We start from the raw sequence: 17,833 nt of genomic DNA on the forward strand, positions 1-17,833 counted from the left end.
CAGCCCTGTAGCTGAAACTGTTTTCCCTCCAGAGTGGATCCTGAGTACGGCGGGACACGTGAAACCCCGTCGGAATCCGGGAGGACCATCTCCCAAGGCTAAATACTCCCTAGTGACCGATAGTGAACCAGTACCGTGAGGGAAAGGTGAAAAGCACCCCGGAAGGGGAGTGAAATAGATCCTGAAACCGTATGCCTACAAGTAGTCAGAGCCCGTTAACGGGTGATGGCGTGCCTTTTGTAGAATGAACCGGCGAGTTACGATAACGCGCGAGGTTAAGCCGATGAGGCGGAGCCGTAGCGAAAGCGAGTCTGAACAGGGCGTTCAGTGCGTTGTCGTAGACCCGAAACCAGGTGATCTACCCATGTCCAGGATGAAGGTCAGGTAACACTGACTGGAGGTCCGAACCCACGCACGTTGAAAAGTGCGGGGATGAGGTGTGGGTAGCGGTGAAATGCCAATCGAACCTGGAGATAGCTGGTTCTCCCCGAAATAGCTTTAGGGCTAGCCTCGAGGTTGAGAGTTCTGGAGGTAGAGCACTGATTGGACTAGGGGCCCCCACAGGGTTACCGAATTCAGTTAAACTCCGAATGCCAGCAACTTATACTCGGGAGTCAGACTGCGAGTGATAAGATCCGTAGTCAAGAGGGAAACAGCCCAGACCGCCAGCTAAGGTCCCAAAGTGTATGTTAAGTGGAAAAGGATGTGGCGCTGCCTAGACAGCTAGGATGTTGGCTTAGAAGCAGCCACCATTCAAAGAGTGCGTAATAGCTCACTAGTCGAGTGGCGCCGCGCCGAAAATGTAACGGGGCTAAACATACCACCGAAGCTGCGGATTCCGTAAGGAATGGTAGGGGAGCGTTCCAAACCGCTGTGAAGCTGTACCGGAAGGAGCAGTGGAGCGTTTGGAAGTGAGAATGCCGGTGTGAGTAGCGAAAAGAGGGGTGAGAATCCCCTCCGTCGAAAGCCCAAGGTTTCCTGAGGAAGGCTCGTCCGCTCAGGGTTAGTCTGGACCTAAGCCGAGGCCGAAAGGCGTAGGCGATGGATAACAGGTTGATATTCCTGTACCGCCGATCCACCGTTTGAACAATGGGGGGACGCAGGAGGATAGTGACGCATGCGGATGGAAGTGCATGTGCAAGTTTCAAGACCGTCTGATTGGCAAATCCGTCAGGCACCAAAGTCAAGGAACGATGCGGAGTCCCGTAGGGACGTAGGTCACGATTTCACACTGCCAAGAAAAGCCTCTAGTGAGGGGGAAGGCGCCAGTACCGTAAACCGACACAGGTAGGCGAGATGAGAATTCTAAGACGCGCGGGATAACTCTCGTTAAGGAACTCGGCAAAATGGTCCCGTAACTTCGGGAGAAGGGACGCTCTACATGAGTAGAGCCGCAGTGAATAGGCCCAAACGACTGTTTAGCAAAAACACAGGTCTCTGCTAAATCGCAAGATGACGTATAGGGGCTGACGCCTGCCCGGTGCTGGAAGGTTAAGGGGATGGGTTAGCGCAAGCGAAGCTTTGAACCGAAGCCCCAGTAAACGGCGGCCGTAACTATAACGGTCCTAAGGTAGCGAAATTCCTTGTCGGGTAAGTTCCGACCCGCACGAAAGGCGTAACGATTTGGGCACTGTCTCAACGAGAGACCCGGTGAAATCATAGTACCTGTGAAGATGCAGGTTACCCGCGACAGGACGGAAAGACCCCATGGAGCTTTACTACAGCCTGATATTGAGGCTTTGTGCATGATGTACAGGATAGGCGGGAGACGTCGAGCCCGGAGCGCCAGCTTCGGAGGAGTCACCCTTGGGATACCGCCCTTCATGCATAGAGTCTCTAACTCGCAGCCGTGATCCGGCTGGAGGACCGTGTCAGGCGGGTAGTTTGACTGGGGCGGTCGCCTCCTAAACAGTAACGGAGGCGCCCAAAGGTTCCCTCAGAATGGTTGGAAATCATTCGTAGAGCGCAAAGGCAGAAGGGAGCTTGACTGCGAGACCTACAAGTCGAGCAGGGACGAAAGTCGGGCTTAGTGATCCGGTGGTTCCGCATGGAAGGGCCATCGCTCAACGGATAAAAGCTACCCTGGGGATAACAGGCTGATCTCCCCCAAGAGTCCACATCGACGGGGAGGTTTGGCACCTCGATGTCGGCTCATCGCATCCTGGGGCTGGAGTAGGTCCCAAGGGTTGGGCTGTTCGCCCATTAAAGCGGTACGCGAGCTGGGTTCAGAACGTCGTGAGACAGTTCGGTCCCTATCCGTCGTGGGCGCAGGAAATTTGAGGAGAGCTGTCCTTAGTACGAGAGGACCGGGATGGACGCACCGCTGGTGTACCAGTTGTTCCGCCAGGAGCATCGCTGGGTAGCTACGTGCGGACGGGATAAATGCTGAAAGCATCTAAGCATGAAGCCCCCTCCAAGATGAGATTTCCCTTTGAGTAATCAAGAAAGACCCCTCAGAGACGATGAGGTAGATAGGTCACGGGTGGAAGCGTGGCGACATGTGGAGCTGAGTGATACTAATCGGTCGAGGCCTTGTTCTAGCAGATGCTTGTTGATGACTTCAGTTTTGAGGGCGCGAGCCTTTCAAAAAAACGAAAAAAAGTCTTGACGTTATGTGAACATAATGTTAAGATAATAAATGTCTGGTGGCGATAGCCAAGTGGTCACACCCGTTCCCATGCCGAACACGGAAGTTAAGCACTTGAACGCCGAAAGTAGTTGGGGGCTTCCCCCTGTGAGGATAGGACGTTGCCAGGCACTTGACCGATCTGCAGATTGCAGGTCGGTCTTTTTGTGTAATCATTTTAGAGGAAAAGGAGTTTTTTCATGAAACACGAACTTCCTATTGTACATGCACTTCAACGTCACTTAGATCGAACGCCCATCTCATGGCATGTTCCTGGACATAAGAATGGGACATTAACACCGCTTCCTGACTTTTTTAAATGGGACGTCACAGAATTACCTGGTCTAGATGATTTTCATCATCCGGAAGAGGTCATTGCAGACGCGATAGCTTTGTTGCGAAAAGTCTATGATGCAAAAGCGAGTCATTTCCTTGTGAATGGTTCGACTGTTGGGAATTGGGCGATGCTTGCCGCTATAGCAACAAGAGGAGAGCGTGTTTATGTACAGCGTAACTCGCATAAATCCGTGTTCAATGCGTTAGAATGGCTAGGCATCGAACCGATCTTTCTTGAACCAGATATTCATGAGGAAACGGGAATTAGTGGCCATGTTTCACGTGAAACATTAAAGGAAGCGTTTACGAAATATCCAGGAGGAGTTGGCGTGTTTATCACTTCACCGACCTATTACGGGGAAGCAGCTGATATCATGTCACTCGTTCAGCTCACAGCGTCGCATGAACTCCCTTTATTAGTGGATGAAGCACACGGTGCACACTTCGGTGAAGCATTTGGTGTGCGCTCAGCATTTGAATTAGGAGCAACCGCGGTCGTTCAATCTGCCCATAAAACGCTTCCCGCACTAACGATGGGAGCATGGATGCACGAGCGATTTTCAGAAAAGACGAGAAGGAAGTTACAGCGAGCGCTTCAAGCGTTTCAGACCTCAAGTCCTTCATATTTACTTCTGGCTTCATTAGACTATGCGCGTTCCTATCGTGAACAATGGACAGTTAAAGGTATGTCAGATATTCAGGCTAGTCATGATGCATTCATCGAAGCACTTCAACGGTTCGATCATATGACGGTCCTTCGCTTCGATGATTGGTCACGGATGACATTAACGTATGAGGGATATTCAGGAGATGCGTTGCTGCACGCGTTACGAGCTGTTCAACTCGATGCGGAATTTGCTCTAGGAGATCACGTCGTCTGTATTTTGCCACTTCGTCCGCTAGCAAAGTCTGAGCAGAATGACTGGGTCCATCGTGTCGAACGAGCCATTCAAATGATGAAATCAGAAGGAATTCCTTTGAAAAGGTATATCGAGCAACCAATTATGGGTAAAATACAGGTATCTGCTTTATCTTGTTCTTATGAACAGTTAGAACAAGCAACAGGTACGTTCCGTCAGCTGGATGAGTGTATCGGTCATGTTTCACTCGAAACGATTATTCCGTACCCGCCAGGCATTCCGTTGATCGTCAGAGGAGAACGTATTACGGCGGAACAGGTATTACGTTTACGACATTATCAAACCGTAGCCGTTCATTTGCAAGGAGGCGAACAATTGCAACGAGGAGCGTTACGCGTCATAGAGGAAGGGTTTGAAGAATGAAAGGTACGTTCATTACTGTCGAAGGACCGGATGGTGCCGGTAAAACGACACAACTACAATTGCTTGGCGATGTGTTAAAAGAAAAGGGCTATAACGTCATGACGACCCGCGAGCCAGGTGGCACACGCGTTGGAAACGAAATTCGTTCGTTGATTTTGAATCCTGATTTTGAAGAGATGAAAGAGATGACGGAAATTCTGCTGTATGCAGCGTCTCGTGCCCAGCATGTCGAGGAATTGATTCGACCGGCGTTAGAGGCAGGCACAATCGTCTTATGTGACCGATTCGTCGATGCGTCACTTGCGTATCAAGGATATGGTCTTGGACATCCGATTGATCTCGTGCGTCAAATCAATGATTCTGCAACAGGTGGGTTGGCGCCAGACCGGACGTATTTGTTTGATTTAACGGTAAAAGATTCTAAAAAACGAATGATGGATCGGGGAGCACTTGATCGAATCGAGCAACGAGATGATGCGTTTCGTGCCCGCGTCTATGATGGTTTTCAGCAGATTGCGGCGTCGGATCCAGAACGGGTACAGATCGTACAAGCCAATCGGTCGATTGAAGCGATTCATCAGGACTTAGTGGAAGATGTCATTACGTATTTAGAAGAAAAGGAGAGATTCTCATGAAAATGGTCATTACGATCGTTCAAGATAAAGATAGCTTACGTTTGGCGGAAGCACTTGTCGAGCATGATTTCCGAGCAACGAAACTGGCAACGACAGGTGGTTTTCTTAAAGAAGGGAACACGACGTTCATGATTGGTGTACAGAGTGAGCGTCTCGATGATTTGTTACGATTGATCAAAAAGAACTGTTCGAGCCGCGAACAGATGGTCTCTCCAATCTCACCAATGGGTGGTCATGCCGATTCTTATATCCCGTATCCCGTTGAAGTCCAGGTAGGCGGGGCAACGGTCTTCGTCTTGCCAATCGAAGGGTTTCATCAATTCTGATGCAGACGTTTCATGAACTGGAACAGACACAATCGGTCATTTCGACGATTCTTCAAAATTCGTTACGGAACGATCGAATCAATCACGCTTATATCTTCACCGGAGACTATGAGCCGCTTCTACTTGAAGCGGCTCACTTGTTCGCGAAAAGCCTTTTTTGTGAGGCACCGGTCGATGTAGAACCGTGTGGTGTCTGTCGTAGCTGTCGGCGGATGGAAAGTGGCAACTTGGTCGATTATTATGAAATCGAACCAGATGGCGCGACCATCAAAAAAGAACAGATTCAACAATTGATGCATGATCTCTCACTCCGAGGACTCGAAGGCGATCGTCAGATTTATGTCATTACCCAGTCCCATAAGATGACTCCGCAGGCAGCGAACAGTTTGCTGAAGTTCTTTGAGGAACCAGGAGAAGGAAAAGTAGCCTTATTGTTGACGAATCAACCTCAACTCCTTTTACCGACGATTCGATCGCGGGGACAGTTATTAAGTTTTCGCCCAGCGGATCGTCAAATGATTGGCGAGGTTTTATCTGAAAAAACGGGACGGGACCACGAGTTGACGCAACTGGCAGCGCGTGTCTATCCAAAAGTCGAGGATGCGGAAGAAGCATTACTCGAAGACTGGTTTGTAAATGCGCGAGCGTCAGTGTTACAATTGATGGAGGAATTAGCGAATCGTCCGGCTGATTTACCGCTGTTCGTACAAGAGAAATGGATGGGACAATTCAAGAACCGTCAGGATGTCCGAATCGGTCTTGAACTCGTCACCTGTTTCTTCGAGGATGTCTTACGTCTGAAACTGAATCCGGCGTGGGAAGGTATGACCTATACGAATAGTAAACCCCACCTTGAACAGATGGGGTCTAAGAGCCAGACGACGATCACCCGCTGGTTGCAAGCTGTGCTTGCTGCAGTCCGACGGGTCGAAGCGAATGTTAATCCCCAATTAACAGTTGAGCGTCTCATGTTTGACTTACAGAAAGGGTAGAGCGACATGCTAGAAGTAGTAGGCGTTCGCTTTAAAGAAGCGGGCAAAATTTATTATTTTGCACCTGGACAAGAGTCATTATCACGAGGACAAGCAGTCATCGTTGAGACGGTACGGGGCATTGAATATGGCGAAGTGGTCATCGCCGATAAACAAATGGACGAAGAAGATGTGGTGTTGCCACTGAAATCCATTCTTCGAATTGCTGACGATAAGGATGCAATGATCGTCCGCGAAAATAAAGTCGCAGCGCTTGATGCGCATGCGGTATGTGTCGAAAAAATCCGTGAACATAAACTCGATATGAAATTGGTCGATGTCGAGTACACGTTTGACCGCAATAAGGTCATCTTCTACTTCACGGCAGAAGGACGTGTCGATTTCCGTGAGCTCGTCAAAGATTTAGCGGCTGTCTTCCGGACACGCATCGAACTCCGTCAAATCGGTGTTCGGGATGAAGCGAAGTTACTTGGAGGCATCGGTCCGTGTGGTCGTGTCTTATGTTGTTCATCTTTCCTTGGTGAGTTCGAACCGGTCTCGATCAAGATGGCAAAAGATCAAAACCTGTCGTTGAATCCGACGAAGATTTCAGGAGTATGTGGTCGTTTGATGTGCTGCTTGAAATATGAGAACGATACGTATGAAGAGATGCGCCGTGATTTGCCGGACTACGGAAAACGTTTGACGGTACCTGAAGGCGAAGGACGCGTCGTTGGCTTGAACATCCTCGATCAAGTCGTTCAAATCGAACTGAAGGATCGTTCCCGCGTCTTGACGTATTCGATGGAAGAACTATTATCCGTTGGTGCCGTAAAACCAAAACGACCAAAAGAATAACGGGGTGCATACGCGTGGAGAGAGTCGATAAAAAAGAAATCATTACGCGTGTCGATGCGATTGAGCAACAGATTCATTTGCTGACTGAGCATCTGAGCGTGTTAAAGGATCAGCTGGCTTACATGATGGAAGAGAACCAACATCTGTATCTGGAGAATCATCATCTTCGGGAAAAAGTCGAACGCGATGAACAACAGCCGGTCACGGAAGCGGAAGAAGCGGAAGCGGGCGTCGGTGCGGGCTACGATAATCTCGGACGATTGTACCAGGAAGGGTTCCACATCTGTAACTTGCATTATGGACAAGTACGAAAAGACGGCGATTGCCTCTTTTGCTTATCCATGTTAACGAAACATTGAGAGGCTGACTTCTACATGAGTCAGTCTTTTTTTCGGAAAGGAAGGCACGACATGTTTGAACTATTACCAGACGAACGACTTGATTATCTCTTAGGACAAGAAGGGAAAATCATTCAAAGTCCATCCGTCTTCTCGTATTCACTCGACGCGGCACTGCTCGCACGATTTGCGTGGGTCCCGATTCAACAGGGACGGATTGCCGATCTCTGTTCGGGAAACGGTGCGATTCCACTCTTTTTATCCTACCGGACGAAAGGGCAGATCACGGGTCTTGAAATTCAACCGCGACTAGCGGAGATGGCACGACGTAGCGTCAACTTGAATGAACTGAACAATCGGATTGAGATGATTGAAGGGGACGTCAAAGAGGCGGGTACGCGTCTTGGATACGGCATCTATGATGCTGTCACCTGTAATCCTCCTTATTTTTTAGCAAACGAGACATCGAACCAAAACCAAAGTGAACATTATACGATTGCAAGACATGAAGTCCTCTGTACACTCGAAGACTGTATTCGAGGTGCATCTGATTTGTTGAAACAAGGCGGGAAAGCAGCGTTCGTCCATCGACCGGAACGACTGCTTGATATCGTTACCTTGATGCGGGCGTATCGCTTGGAACCGAAACGGATGCAGCTGATTTATCCGAAAGCAGGGAAGGAAGCGAACATGCTCTTGATCGAGGGGATCAAGGATGCAAAACCTGGACTAAAGGTCCTTCCCCCATTCATCGTCTATGAAGCGGACAACTCGTATGCGGCTCAGATGAAGGAGCTGTTCGATGTCTGAGCATGCAGTCTATATCGTTCGTTGCCAAGATGATACGTATTATACGGGTTACGCGGTAGACGTCACGCAACGCATCGCGACACATAACGCAGGTAAGGGTGCGAAGTATACACGTGCCCGTCTACCGGTCGTCCTCGTTCATCAGGAGATATTCGCAACGAAGTCAGAGGCAATGAAGCGGGAATATGCGATTAAACAATTAACACGTTCACAAAAAGAACGTTTGATTCAAGGAGGAACCTCATGAAAGCGACGAGTAGCTATCAACAGCAAGGAGCCGGTCTCTATATCGTCCCGACACCAATCGGCAATTTAGAAGACATGACGTATCGGGCCGTCCGGATCTTACAGGAATCCGATATCGTCGCAGCAGAAGATACGCGCCAGACGATGAAACTGTTTCGGCACTTTTCAATTGAGACGAAGCTTGTCAGTTACCATGAACACAATAAACAAACTAGCGGCGAACGACTCCTCGCCGACTTGCAGGCAGGAAAGCAAGTCGCCCTCGTCTCCGACGCCGGTATGCCTGGTATCTCGGATCCGGGAAGCGATTTGATTCGCCAAGCAATCGTTGCAGACATTCCTGTCATCGTTCTCCCGGGTGCGAATGCTGCGTTGACAGCTCTTGTCGCGTCCGGTCTGTCGACAGAACGCTTTTTGTATTATGGCTTTTTGCCACGGAAGAAAAAAGAGCGCCGCGAAGCGTTAGAGCAATTGAAATACGAATCGGGAACCCTCGTCTTCTATGAAGCACCGCATCGTTTGAAAGAGATGTTGCAAGGGATCGAGGAAGTGCTTGGTGATCGCCAGGTGACGTTAGCCCGGGAACTAACGAAACGGTATGAAGAATACATTCGGGGTAGCGTGAGTGAATTACGCGCTTGGGCAGCAGAAGACGTTCGGGGTGAGTTCGTCGTTCTTGTCGAAGGATCAAACGAAGAACGACCGGATGCGGTCATTCAAGACAGTGATCCACTCGAGCAAATTCGTCGGTACATCGAAGAAGGCGAAAAGCCGAATGCAGCGTTGAAGCGTGTCGCAAAGGAACGGGGACTCGATCGTCAGGAACTGTACCTTGCGTTTCACGAAGCAGATTAAAAAAAGGAAGCCCCGTCAGGAGCTTCCTTTTTTGTTTATTCGTTGCTTGCGTAGTGACGATCGAGGAAATCTTTTAATTCAACGAGAACGCGTTGTGCGCCATCTGGTGAAAGAATCAATTTACCATCAGCCAATTTGAAGTTATCTTCTGATACTTCTCCTGTGACTTGGCAAGTCATGTTTGGTTTATATTTTTTAAGGATGATCTGTTCGTTGTCGACATAGATCTCGAGGGCATCCTTTTCTGCAATTTGAAGTGTACGGCGTAATTCGATTGGAATTACGACACGACCGAGCTCGTCTACTTTACGTACAATACCTGTTGATTTCATTTTGTTGTTCCTCCTTTGATGTCATGGATCTCTTTTTCTTTTGAAAAATCGTCAAAATTCGACATCGTTTCTATAGAATGTAGAATACTAGACTTTCCAAAAGTAGTCAACCAATCTGAATAGCTTGAAATCAAAATGTCATTTATTTCTCAAAAACACCATATTTGAAACGATTTATTAATACATTTTCCCTTTTTAAAGGAAATGAAACTATAGAGTGTGTTTTTTTGTAATTTGATGTCTGATGTCAAAAAATGTTTCGATTCGACAAAAAGTGAGTTTCGACATCAGTCCCGTAACAGCGTATAATAGCCTATAATGAAGATGGAAATCAGAGAACGGAGGAATAACATGGCAAAGACATTTTATATCACGACCCCAATTTATTATCCAAGTGCAAAACTACATATCGGTCACGCGTACACGACGGTGGCTGGAGATGCGATGGCGCGGTACAAACGGCTTCAAGGATTCGACGTCCGGTATTTGACTGGTAGCGATGAGCACGGTCAAAAGATCCAGGAAAAAGCAGCAGAAGCAGGGATATCGGAACAGGCATTCGTTGACGGTGTCGTCGAACAGATTAAAGTCTTATGGGATCGTCTCGACATCTCGTACGATGATTATATTCGGACGACAGAACCACGTCACAAGAAAGTCGTCGAAAAAGTGTTCGAAACACTTCTTGAATCAGGCGATATCTATTTAGGCGAATACGAAGGATGGTATTCGATTCCGGATGAGACGTACTATACGGAATCACAACTCGTCGATGGGAAGAGCCCTGACAGCGGACACCCGGTCGAACTCGTTCGCGAAGAATGTTACTTCTTCCGGATCAGCAAGTACGCGGACCGTCTGCTTGAGTACTTTGAAGCGAATCCGTCATTCATCTTACCGGAATCACGTAAACACGAAATGATCAATAACTTCATTAAACCAGGTCTTCAAGACTTAGCGGTCTCACGGACGACGTTCAACTGGGGTGTACAAGTCCCGTCGAATCCGAAGCATGTTGTCTACGTCTGGATCGATGCGTTGACGAACTATATCTCGTCACTCGGTTACGGTACAGATGATCATGGTAACTTCGATAAGTACTGGCCAGCAGATGTACATCTCGTCGGAAAAGAAATCGTTCGTTTCCACACAATCATCTGGCCGGCACTCTTGATGGCGCTTGACCTCCCATTACCGAAGAAAGTCTTCGCACATGGTTGGTTGTTGATGAAAGACGGAAAAATGTCGAAATCAAAAGGGAACGTCGTCGATCCGATTCCATTGACGGATCGCTACGGTCTCGACGCTCTTCGTTACTACCTCTTACGGGAAGTGCCATTCGGTTCGGACGGTATGTTCACACCTGAAGCATTCGTTGAGCGGATGAACTATGATTTAGCGAACGATCTCGGGAACTTACTCAACCGGACGATCGCGATGGTCACGAAATACTTTGATGGTGAGATCCCAGCCTATACAGGTAACGTGACACCGTTTGATGCGACATTGTCGGATCTTGCAAAAGAAACGGTCACGAAAGTCGAAGCATCGATGGAACACATGGAATTCTCTGTTGTGCTGTCGAACATTTGGCAATTGATCAGCCGTGCCAATAAGTACATCGATGAGACACAACCGTGGGTGCTTGCAAAAGACGAAACGAAAACAGTCGAACTCGGTTCAGTCATGGTGCATCTCGTCGGCGTCTTGCGTCACGTGGCGATCATGTTGCAACCGTTCATGACGCGTTCACCAAAAGAGATCTTTGCGCAACTCGGTCTCTCTGGACAAGCGATGGACTGGGCAGCGCTCGAGAAGTTCGCAGACATCACACCAGGAACGAAAGTCGGTACAGCGACACCAATCTTCCCACGTCTCGACGTCAAAGAAGAGGTCGAAGCAATCGTCGACATGATGCGTCAAGCTTCTGCAGCACGTGTTGAGGAAGAGGAAGTTGAAGAAGAAGACGAAGATATTCGTCCAGAAACGACAATCGATGTCTTTGACCAGATCGAACTCCGTGTTGGTGAAGTCGTGACGGCTGAAAAGATCAAAAAGGCGAAAAAACTATTGAAGCTACAAGTCGATATGGGCAAAGAAACACGCCAAATCGTCTCTGGTATTGCTCAGTGGTATGAGCCGGAAGATTTAGTCGGACGAAAAGTCATTGTCGTGGCGAACTTAAAACCGGTCACGTTACGTGGCGAACTCTCACAAGGAATGGTCCTTGCTGCTGAAAAAGCAGGAAAACTTGAACTAGCGACGGTCCCGTCAACGATGGCGAACGGCGCAAGCGTAAAATAAAACCGATGCCTGTGGACTTCATGTCACAGGCATTTTTTTAAAGAAGGAGTCGAACAGCTATGTTAATCGATACACACACTCACTTGAATGCAGACCAATTTGCGGACGACGTCCACGAGACGATCGAGCGGGCACGCGCGAACGGTGTCTCACCGATGATCGTCGTCGGATTTGATCATAAGACGATTGATCGTGCGATGGAACTCGTCGAAGCGTACGATGATCTTTATGCGGTCATCGGCTGGCATCCCGTCGACTCGATTGATTTTGACGAGGAAGCGTACCAAAAGGTCGAACGGTTGATGGATCACGAAAAAGTCGTTGCGCTCGGAGAAATCGGGCTCGACTATCACTGGGATACGTCACCGAAAGATGTGCAGCAGGAAGCTTTCCGCAAACAGATCCGGCTCGCGAAGCAGAAGAAAAAACCGATCGTCATCCATAACCGGGAAGCGACAGAAGATACGTTACGGATCCTTGAAGAAGAGGATGCAAAAGAAGTCGGAGGGATTCTGCATAGCTACAGCATGAGTGCTGAATTATTACCACGATGCCTGGCGATGAACTTCTATATTTCACTTGGAGGTCCCGTTACGTTCAAGAATGCGAAGATGCCGAAACGTGTCGCGCAGGAAGTCCCGCTCGATCGTCTACTCGTTGAGACGGATTGTCCGTACCTGACACCAACACCGCACCGCGGTAAACGCAACGAACCGGCTTACGTCCGATTCGTCGCTGAAGAGATCGCGCAGCTCCGTGGCATGATGTATGCTGACGTCGAAGCAGCGACGACGGAAAATGCAAAACGGGTCTTCCGTTTGCCATGATGCGTTCGTTGACGTTCATTACGATCGGGTGCAGCCTGCTACTTGCGGCTGCGCTCGTCTATGGGATGATGGATCATCCACAAACCGTGACTGTCTTGATTGATGGTCAAGAACAGCAAATTGAAACGACAGCTGACTCTGTCTATGGAGCACTTGAAGAAGCCGGTATTACGACGCGTGACAATGATGTGATTGAACCGGCACTCAGTGCCGACCTGCCGAAAAAACGATTAATCGTCATTCAGCGGGCAAAAGAAATCACGCTGATCATGGGATATGGTGAATCACGTCGGGTTCGGACGCAGGCACGCCAAGTGAAGGATTTGCTTGCAGAACGCGGCATCAAGAAAGCAGACACCGATGATATCTATCCGTCCTCTGATGCTGTATTGACGAACGGCATGACGGTGCGGTACCGGGAAGCTTTTCCCGTTGATCTCGTCGTCGGTGGAAAAGCCCGACAAATCTACACGTATGAGACGTCAGTCCGCGAATTGTTAGCGCGAGAAGGAGTCCGCTTGCAAAAGGAAGACCGGGTTGCTCCGGATCCTGATACGCGTGTGACGGAAGGGACGTTGATTACGGTCAACACGACACGTCGTGCGACGTTGACGCAGGAACAGCTCGTTCCGTTTGAGATCGAAGAAGTCGAGGATCCGACTTTGCCGGAAGGCGAGCAACTCGTAACGGCATCTGGTCGTCCGGGTGTCCGAACAAAAAAGTATCAGTTGACGTTAGCTGACGGTCTCAGTAAAGAGAAAAAACTGATTGGTGATCAAGTGACCCAGACACCTGTCAAACAAGTCGTCAAAGTCGGTACAAAACCAGTCGAGACACCTACCGAAACGCCCGTCTTCAACGAAGAACAGGCGACGAATCCACTAACGGAAACACCAAAAGCCGATGCAGACCTTGATTTTTCGAGTGCGAAGAGTTTGATGGTCGAAGCGACGGCGTATACGAACGACCCAGCTTCGAACGGCAGTCGTTTGTATAACGGACGTGCCTTGACAGCGACCGGGTATGACGTGACGGATACGATCACCTATCAAGGGATGCCGATTATCGCGGTTGATCCGAAAGTCATTCCGCTTGGAACGAAAGTCTACGTCGAAGGAGTGGGTCTTGCGATCGCCCTCGATACCGGTGGCGCCATCAAAGGCAATAAGATCGATGTCTTAGTCGATGGAGAACAAACAGCGAAGACATTCGGTCGAAAACAACTGCAAGTCTGGGTCATCCCTAGTGCAACGGAAGCGGACACGTGACGCTTCCTTGTTTTTTTCGTGGAAACAGGTACAATTACGAGAGTGTTTGAAGAAGGTGGAGAGATCATGCGGAAACGCTTAAAAGAAGTCATCGTCGTCGAAGGACGGGATGATACGACACGATTACAAGAAGTCTTTGATGTCGATACAATTGAAACGAACGGTTCAGCCGTTAATGAACAAACGATGCAACGGATCGAGAAAGCACTCGAGCGACGCGGTGTCATCATCTTTACGGATCCTGATTTTCCGGGAGACCGCATCCGTGCCCGAATCAATGAACGCGTACCAGGCTGTAAACATGCTTATCTTCCGCGTGCTCAAGCAAAAGATAAACGAGGCAAAATCGGTGTTGAACATGCCTCACCTGCCGCAATCGAAGAGGCGCTCGCTGCTGTCTATGAGACGGAAGAAGCACCGGTTGCCGAAGTGACACGTGAGATGATTCTAGCGGCCGATTTGATTGGTGGACCAGCAGCCTCGATCCGTCGTCGTCGTCTCGGTCAGATTCTTGCAATCGGTGAACCGAACGCAAAACAACTCGTTAAACGTGTCGCCTCGATCCGGATTACGCGGGCAGAATGGGAAGCGGCTCTGAAACAACTAGAGGAGGAAGAAGTTTGAAAGACATTGCTACATTGCACCGGACGAAAGAAATTTTAGCGAAACATGGCTTTTCGTTTAAAAAATCGTTAGGACAAAACTTTTTAATCGATTTAAATGTATTAGGAAACATCGTTGGGGCAGCTGGATTAACGCCTGAGAGCGGTGTACTCGAAATCGGACCGGGAATCGGGTCATTGACGGAACAATCGGCGAAACAGGCGAAAAAAGTCGTCGCTCTTGAAATCGATCAGCGGTTGCTACCGATTCTTGATGATACACTTTCACCATATCCCCATACGAAGGTCATTCACGGTGATGCCCTTGAACTTGATCTTTCGACGATCGTCGCAGAAGAATTCACGCAAGAAGGCATCACTGACGTTGCCGTCGTCGCGAATCTTCCGTATTATGTCACGACGCCAATCATCATGCGGATCCTTGAAGCGAAAGCACCGTTTCGAACGCTCGTCATGATGATTCAAAAGGAAGTCGCTGAACGAATCGGTGCGAAACCAGGAACAAAAGCGTACGGTTCCTTGTCGATTGCGATTCAATATTATGCGGAAGCTGAAGTCTGTTTTACGGTTCCAAAGCAAGTCTTCATTCCGGCACCAAATGTTGATTCAGCTGTCATCCGTTTGAACATTCGAAAAGAGCCAGCAGTACAGACACAGGATGAGGCACTCTTCTTCGAAATCGTCCGAGCAAGTTTTGCACAGCGTCGGAAAACGATTCTGAATAACTTGACGACCCACTTCGGGAAGACGGAAAAGGCGGCGGTCGAAGCGGCATTGTTAGAAGCTGGAATCGAACCACGTCGACGCGGAGAAACGCTCAGCCTGCAGGAATTCGCACAGTTAGCGGATGCACTTTTGCCAATTAAAAAACGTTGACGGATACGATTAGAACAGATATAATATTTCCCCTTTCTAATATTTATTTAATATGCTATAATAAATATTAGTGAGGTGAAGCGTATGCCAAAGACGTTGAACGAAATCAGACATGTTTTCGAAACACATGTTGGTGAAAGACTGACGCTAAAAGCAAGCGGCGGTCGTAAAAAGGTCGTAACCCGAATCGGAACGCTCGTTGAGACGTATCCTTCGGTGTTTGTAGTCAAGCTAGACGCAGAGCGCCACAATGTCGAGCGAGTTTCTTATAGCTACGCCGACGTGCTAACAGACTCCGTACAAATCGAATTTGCGAATTCGTAAACTTACCTTCCGAAGCGGACAAAATGTTCGCTTCTTTTTTTGTGGAAAGGTTGATACAATTCCTACAGGAAACGAACTAGAGGAGGAACGGCACGATGACGATTATTGTAAAGGCTCCGGCCAAGATCAACCTAGTCCTGGATGCGACGGCAAAGCGCCCGGACGGCTATCACGATGTACATATGGTGATGACGACAGTCGATTTGGCAGACCGTCTAGAATTGACGGAGCTGCCGTCAGGAGAAATTCGAATGAATGCCCAGCATGCTTACGTTCCAAACGACGAACGTAATCTTGCTTATAAAGCAGCAGCGATCTTAAAAGAAAAATACGACGTCAAGACAGGGGTGGAAATCTTCTTAGAGAAGCACATCCCGGTCGCAGCGGGACTCGCTGGTGGTTCTAGTGACGCGGCAGCGACATTACGTGGTTTGAACGAGTTATGGCAACTTGGCTTGACGCTGGAAGAGTTGGCGGAAGTCGGCGCAGCGGTTGGATCCGACGTTCCGTTTTGTGTCATGGGAGGAACAGCGATTGCGACGGGTCGCGGAGAGAAGCTAGAAAAACTTGTCTCACCACCCCCCTGCTGGGTCGTTCTTGCTAAACCGACGATCGGTGTCTCGACGGCTGACGTCTATGGTGCCCTCGACTTGAACACGGCAAAACGTCCGAACGTCGAAGTGATGATCGATGCGGTGAAAGACCAAGATTTCCAAGCGATCTGCCAATCACTCGGAAATGTTCTCGAATCGGTCACGTTGCCGATGTACCCAGAAGTCGAGCAAATCAAGGAATTCATGGCGAGTTGTGGCGCAGAAGGTGTCTTAATGAGCGGAAGTGGTCCGACCGTCTTTGCTTTGACGGAGCACGAGAATCGGGCACAACGTCTCTATAATGGATTACGCGGCTTTTGTAATGAAGTCTACGTCGTTCGTCTTTTAGGCGAAAACCATTGATAATATCCGTATGAAAATGATATATTCACTATTGAATATTCGGAATTACGGAGAGGTGGAACAAAACAAATGAAAATTCGGAGAAGTGGTCGCTTGGTCGACATGACGCGATACTTGCTTGACCATCCCCATCATCTCGTCTCATTGACGATTTTTGCAGAACGCTATAAATCGGCGAAATCGTCGATCAGTGAAGATTTAGATATCGTCAGCGAGATGTTAGAACATGAGGGAACAGGTCGTCTCGTCACGGTACCAGGTGCTGCGGGTGGCGTCATGTTCATCCCAACGTGGAGCAGTAAGAAGGCGTTACCGTTCATCGACGATCTATGTGAACGTGTCGCACGTCCAGATCGACTGTTACCTGGGGGATATCTCTATTTGACGGACTTACTCGGGGATCCGAAGATGGTCAAACAAATGGGGCAAGTGTTTGCATCTGTCTTTAGCCAAAAGAAAGTCGATGTCGTCATGACAATCGCGACGAAAGGGATTCCACTTGCTTATGCGGTCGCTGAGCAACTTGGTGTGCCGTTCGTCATCGTGCGTTCGGATAGTCGCGTGACAGAAGGTTCAACGGTCAGTATCAATTATGTCTCAGGTTCTTCAAAAGCGATTCGGACGATGGCACTCGCGCGTCGGAGCTTACCACGTGGGGCGAACGTCTTATTGATTGATGACTTCATGAAAGCCGGCGGAACGATTCGCGGAATGATGAGTCTCTTGAGCGAGTTCGAAGCCAAGGTCGCAGGCGTTGGTGTCTTGATTGAGGCAGAGGGTGCCGAGAAGAAGATGGTCAATGAATACGTCAGCTTAATGAAATTAGCGGACGTCGACGTCGATCTTGGTCAAATCCAAGTCAAGCGTGGAAACGTCGACCACTATTTCTCAGAAGCTGAGACTACCTGAAATTGACAGCCGCATGGATTGTAACTATACTGTAATTATCAAACTTTTGGAAATTATGCGTAAAAAGATTGGGAAAGACTAAACCTTTGTTTGTTTTAAGCCGTAAGTAGAAGTAGACAACGAAGAGTTG

The 17,833-nt window shown here is 48.8% G+C and carries 18 protein-coding genes and 2 rRNA genes (1 of these 20 running past the window's edge); 19 read left to right on the forward strand and 1 reads right to left on the reverse strand.

All coding sequences use genetic code 11. From position 1 onward, the window contains the following. The 11 genes from P401_RS0114560 to rsmI form a co-directional block, all read left to right on the forward strand. Window positions 1–2,540 (forward strand): 23S ribosomal RNA (locus P401_RS0114560) (it extends 374 nt beyond the left edge of the window). Window positions 2,541–2,641: 101 nt separating this feature from the next. Then, window positions 2,642–2,757, forward strand: a 5S ribosomal RNA gene (rrf, locus tag P401_RS0114565). A gap of 69 nt (window positions 2,758–2,826) precedes the next feature. Beyond that, window positions 2,827–4,245, forward strand: a complete 1,419-nt coding sequence (locus tag P401_RS0114570) for an aminotransferase class I/II-fold pyridoxal phosphate-dependent enzyme (protein WP_029343041.1) — start codon at window positions 2,827–2,829, stop codon at window positions 4,243–4,245. Further along, window positions 4,242–4,880, forward strand: coding sequence for a dTMP kinase (tmk, locus tag P401_RS0114575; protein WP_029343042.1), 639 nt, complete (start codon window positions 4,242–4,244; stop codon window positions 4,878–4,880). The genes P401_RS0114570 and tmk overlap by 4 nt, the downstream gene beginning before the upstream one ends. Next, window positions 4,877–5,206 (forward strand): cyclic-di-AMP receptor, encoded by a 330-nt coding sequence (locus P401_RS0114580; protein WP_023466519.1) that lies wholly within the window; start codon window positions 4,877–4,879, stop codon window positions 5,204–5,206. Before tmk ends, P401_RS0114580 begins: the two co-directional genes overlap by 4 nt. Then, entirely contained in the window at window positions 5,206–6,198 is a 993-nt protein-coding gene (locus tag P401_RS0114585) for a DNA polymerase (RefSeq protein WP_029343043.1), read from the forward strand. Before P401_RS0114580 ends, P401_RS0114585 begins: the two co-directional genes overlap by 1 nt. Window positions 6,199–6,204: 6 nt before the next feature. After that, on the forward strand, window positions 6,205–7,035 hold the full coding sequence (locus P401_RS0114590) for a PSP1 domain-containing protein (protein WP_029343044.1): 831 nt from the start codon (window positions 6,205–6,207) through the stop codon (window positions 7,033–7,035). Window positions 7,036–7,043: 8 nt separating this feature from the next. Continuing rightward, window positions 7,044–7,394, forward strand: a complete 351-nt coding sequence (gene yabA, locus P401_RS0114595; protein WP_119182633.1) for a DNA replication initiation control protein YabA — start codon at window positions 7,044–7,046, stop codon at window positions 7,392–7,394. Window positions 7,395–7,445: 51 nt separating this feature from the next. Further along, window positions 7,446–8,183 (forward strand): tRNA1(Val) (adenine(37)-N6)-methyltransferase, encoded by a 738-nt coding sequence (locus P401_RS0114600; RefSeq protein WP_029343046.1) that lies wholly within the window; start codon window positions 7,446–7,448, stop codon window positions 8,181–8,183. Beyond that, a complete protein-coding gene (locus P401_RS0114605) occupies window positions 8,176–8,430 on the forward strand; it encodes a GIY-YIG nuclease family protein (RefSeq protein WP_029343047.1) in 255 nt (84 codons plus the stop codon). Before P401_RS0114600 ends, P401_RS0114605 begins: the two co-directional genes overlap by 8 nt. Next, window positions 8,427–9,284, forward strand: coding sequence for a 16S rRNA (cytidine(1402)-2'-O)-methyltransferase (gene rsmI, locus P401_RS0114610; protein ID WP_029343048.1), 858 nt, complete (start codon window positions 8,427–8,429; stop codon window positions 9,282–9,284). The genes P401_RS0114605 and rsmI overlap by 4 nt, the downstream gene beginning before the upstream one ends. 35 nt (window positions 9,285–9,319) lie before the next feature. Here the strand turns inward: rsmI and P401_RS0114615 are convergent, their stop codons facing one another. Next, window positions 9,320–9,616, reverse strand: a complete 297-nt coding sequence (locus P401_RS0114615) for an AbrB/MazE/SpoVT family DNA-binding domain-containing protein (RefSeq protein WP_023466531.1) — start codon at window positions 9,614–9,616, stop codon at window positions 9,320–9,322. A 324-nt stretch (window positions 9,617–9,940) separates the two neighbouring features. On the opposite strand from P401_RS0114615, the gene metG reads away from it, so the two are divergent. The 8 genes from metG to purR all read left to right on the forward strand — a co-directional run bounded on the left by metG (window position 9,941) and on the right by purR (window position 17,703). Further along, on the forward strand, window positions 9,941–11,920 hold the full coding sequence (metG, locus tag P401_RS0114620) for a methionine--tRNA ligase (protein WP_268871250.1): 1,980 nt from the start codon (window positions 9,941–9,943) through the stop codon (window positions 11,918–11,920). Between the two features lie 59 nt (window positions 11,921–11,979). Next, complete coding sequence (locus P401_RS0114625) at window positions 11,980–12,747, forward strand: TatD family hydrolase (protein WP_023466535.1); 768 nt, start codon at window positions 11,980–11,982, stop codon at window positions 12,745–12,747. Further along, a complete protein-coding gene (locus tag P401_RS19115; RefSeq protein WP_029343050.1) occupies window positions 12,744–14,015 on the forward strand; it encodes a 3D domain-containing protein in 1,272 nt (423 codons plus the stop codon). The genes P401_RS0114625 and P401_RS19115 overlap by 4 nt, the downstream gene beginning before the upstream one ends. A 66-nt stretch (window positions 14,016–14,081) precedes the next feature. Then, window positions 14,082–14,639 carry a ribonuclease M5 gene (rnmV, locus tag P401_RS0114635; protein ID WP_023466539.1) on the forward strand — a complete coding sequence of 186 codons (558 nt, stop codon included), beginning with the start codon at window positions 14,082–14,084 and terminating at the stop codon, window positions 14,637–14,639. Then, on the forward strand, window positions 14,636–15,514 hold the full coding sequence (rsmA, locus tag P401_RS0114640) for a 16S rRNA (adenine(1518)-N(6)/adenine(1519)-N(6))-dimethyltransferase RsmA (RefSeq protein ID WP_029343051.1): 879 nt from the start codon (window positions 14,636–14,638) through the stop codon (window positions 15,512–15,514). The genes rnmV and rsmA overlap by 4 nt, the downstream gene beginning before the upstream one ends. Before the next feature lie 84 nt (window positions 15,515–15,598). After that, a complete protein-coding gene (locus P401_RS0114645) occupies window positions 15,599–15,838 on the forward strand; it encodes a Veg family protein (protein ID WP_012368950.1) in 240 nt (79 codons plus the stop codon). A 95-nt stretch (window positions 15,839–15,933) separates the two neighbouring features. Beyond that, on the forward strand, window positions 15,934–16,794 hold the full coding sequence (ispE, locus tag P401_RS0114650; protein WP_029343052.1) for a 4-(cytidine 5'-diphospho)-2-C-methyl-D-erythritol kinase: 861 nt from the start codon (window positions 15,934–15,936) through the stop codon (window positions 16,792–16,794). A 69-nt stretch (window positions 16,795–16,863) separates the two neighbouring features. Continuing rightward, a complete protein-coding gene (purR, locus tag P401_RS0114655; RefSeq protein ID WP_023466544.1) occupies window positions 16,864–17,703 on the forward strand; it encodes a pur operon repressor in 840 nt (279 codons plus the stop codon). The last annotated feature ends 130 nt before the right edge of the window (window positions 17,704–17,833 follow it).

Origin of the sequence: Exiguobacterium acetylicum DSM 20416, from assembly GCF_000702605.1 — a bacterium.
Classification (GTDB): domain Bacteria; phylum Bacillota; class Bacilli; order Exiguobacteriales; family Exiguobacteriaceae; genus Exiguobacterium_A; species Exiguobacterium_A acetylicum.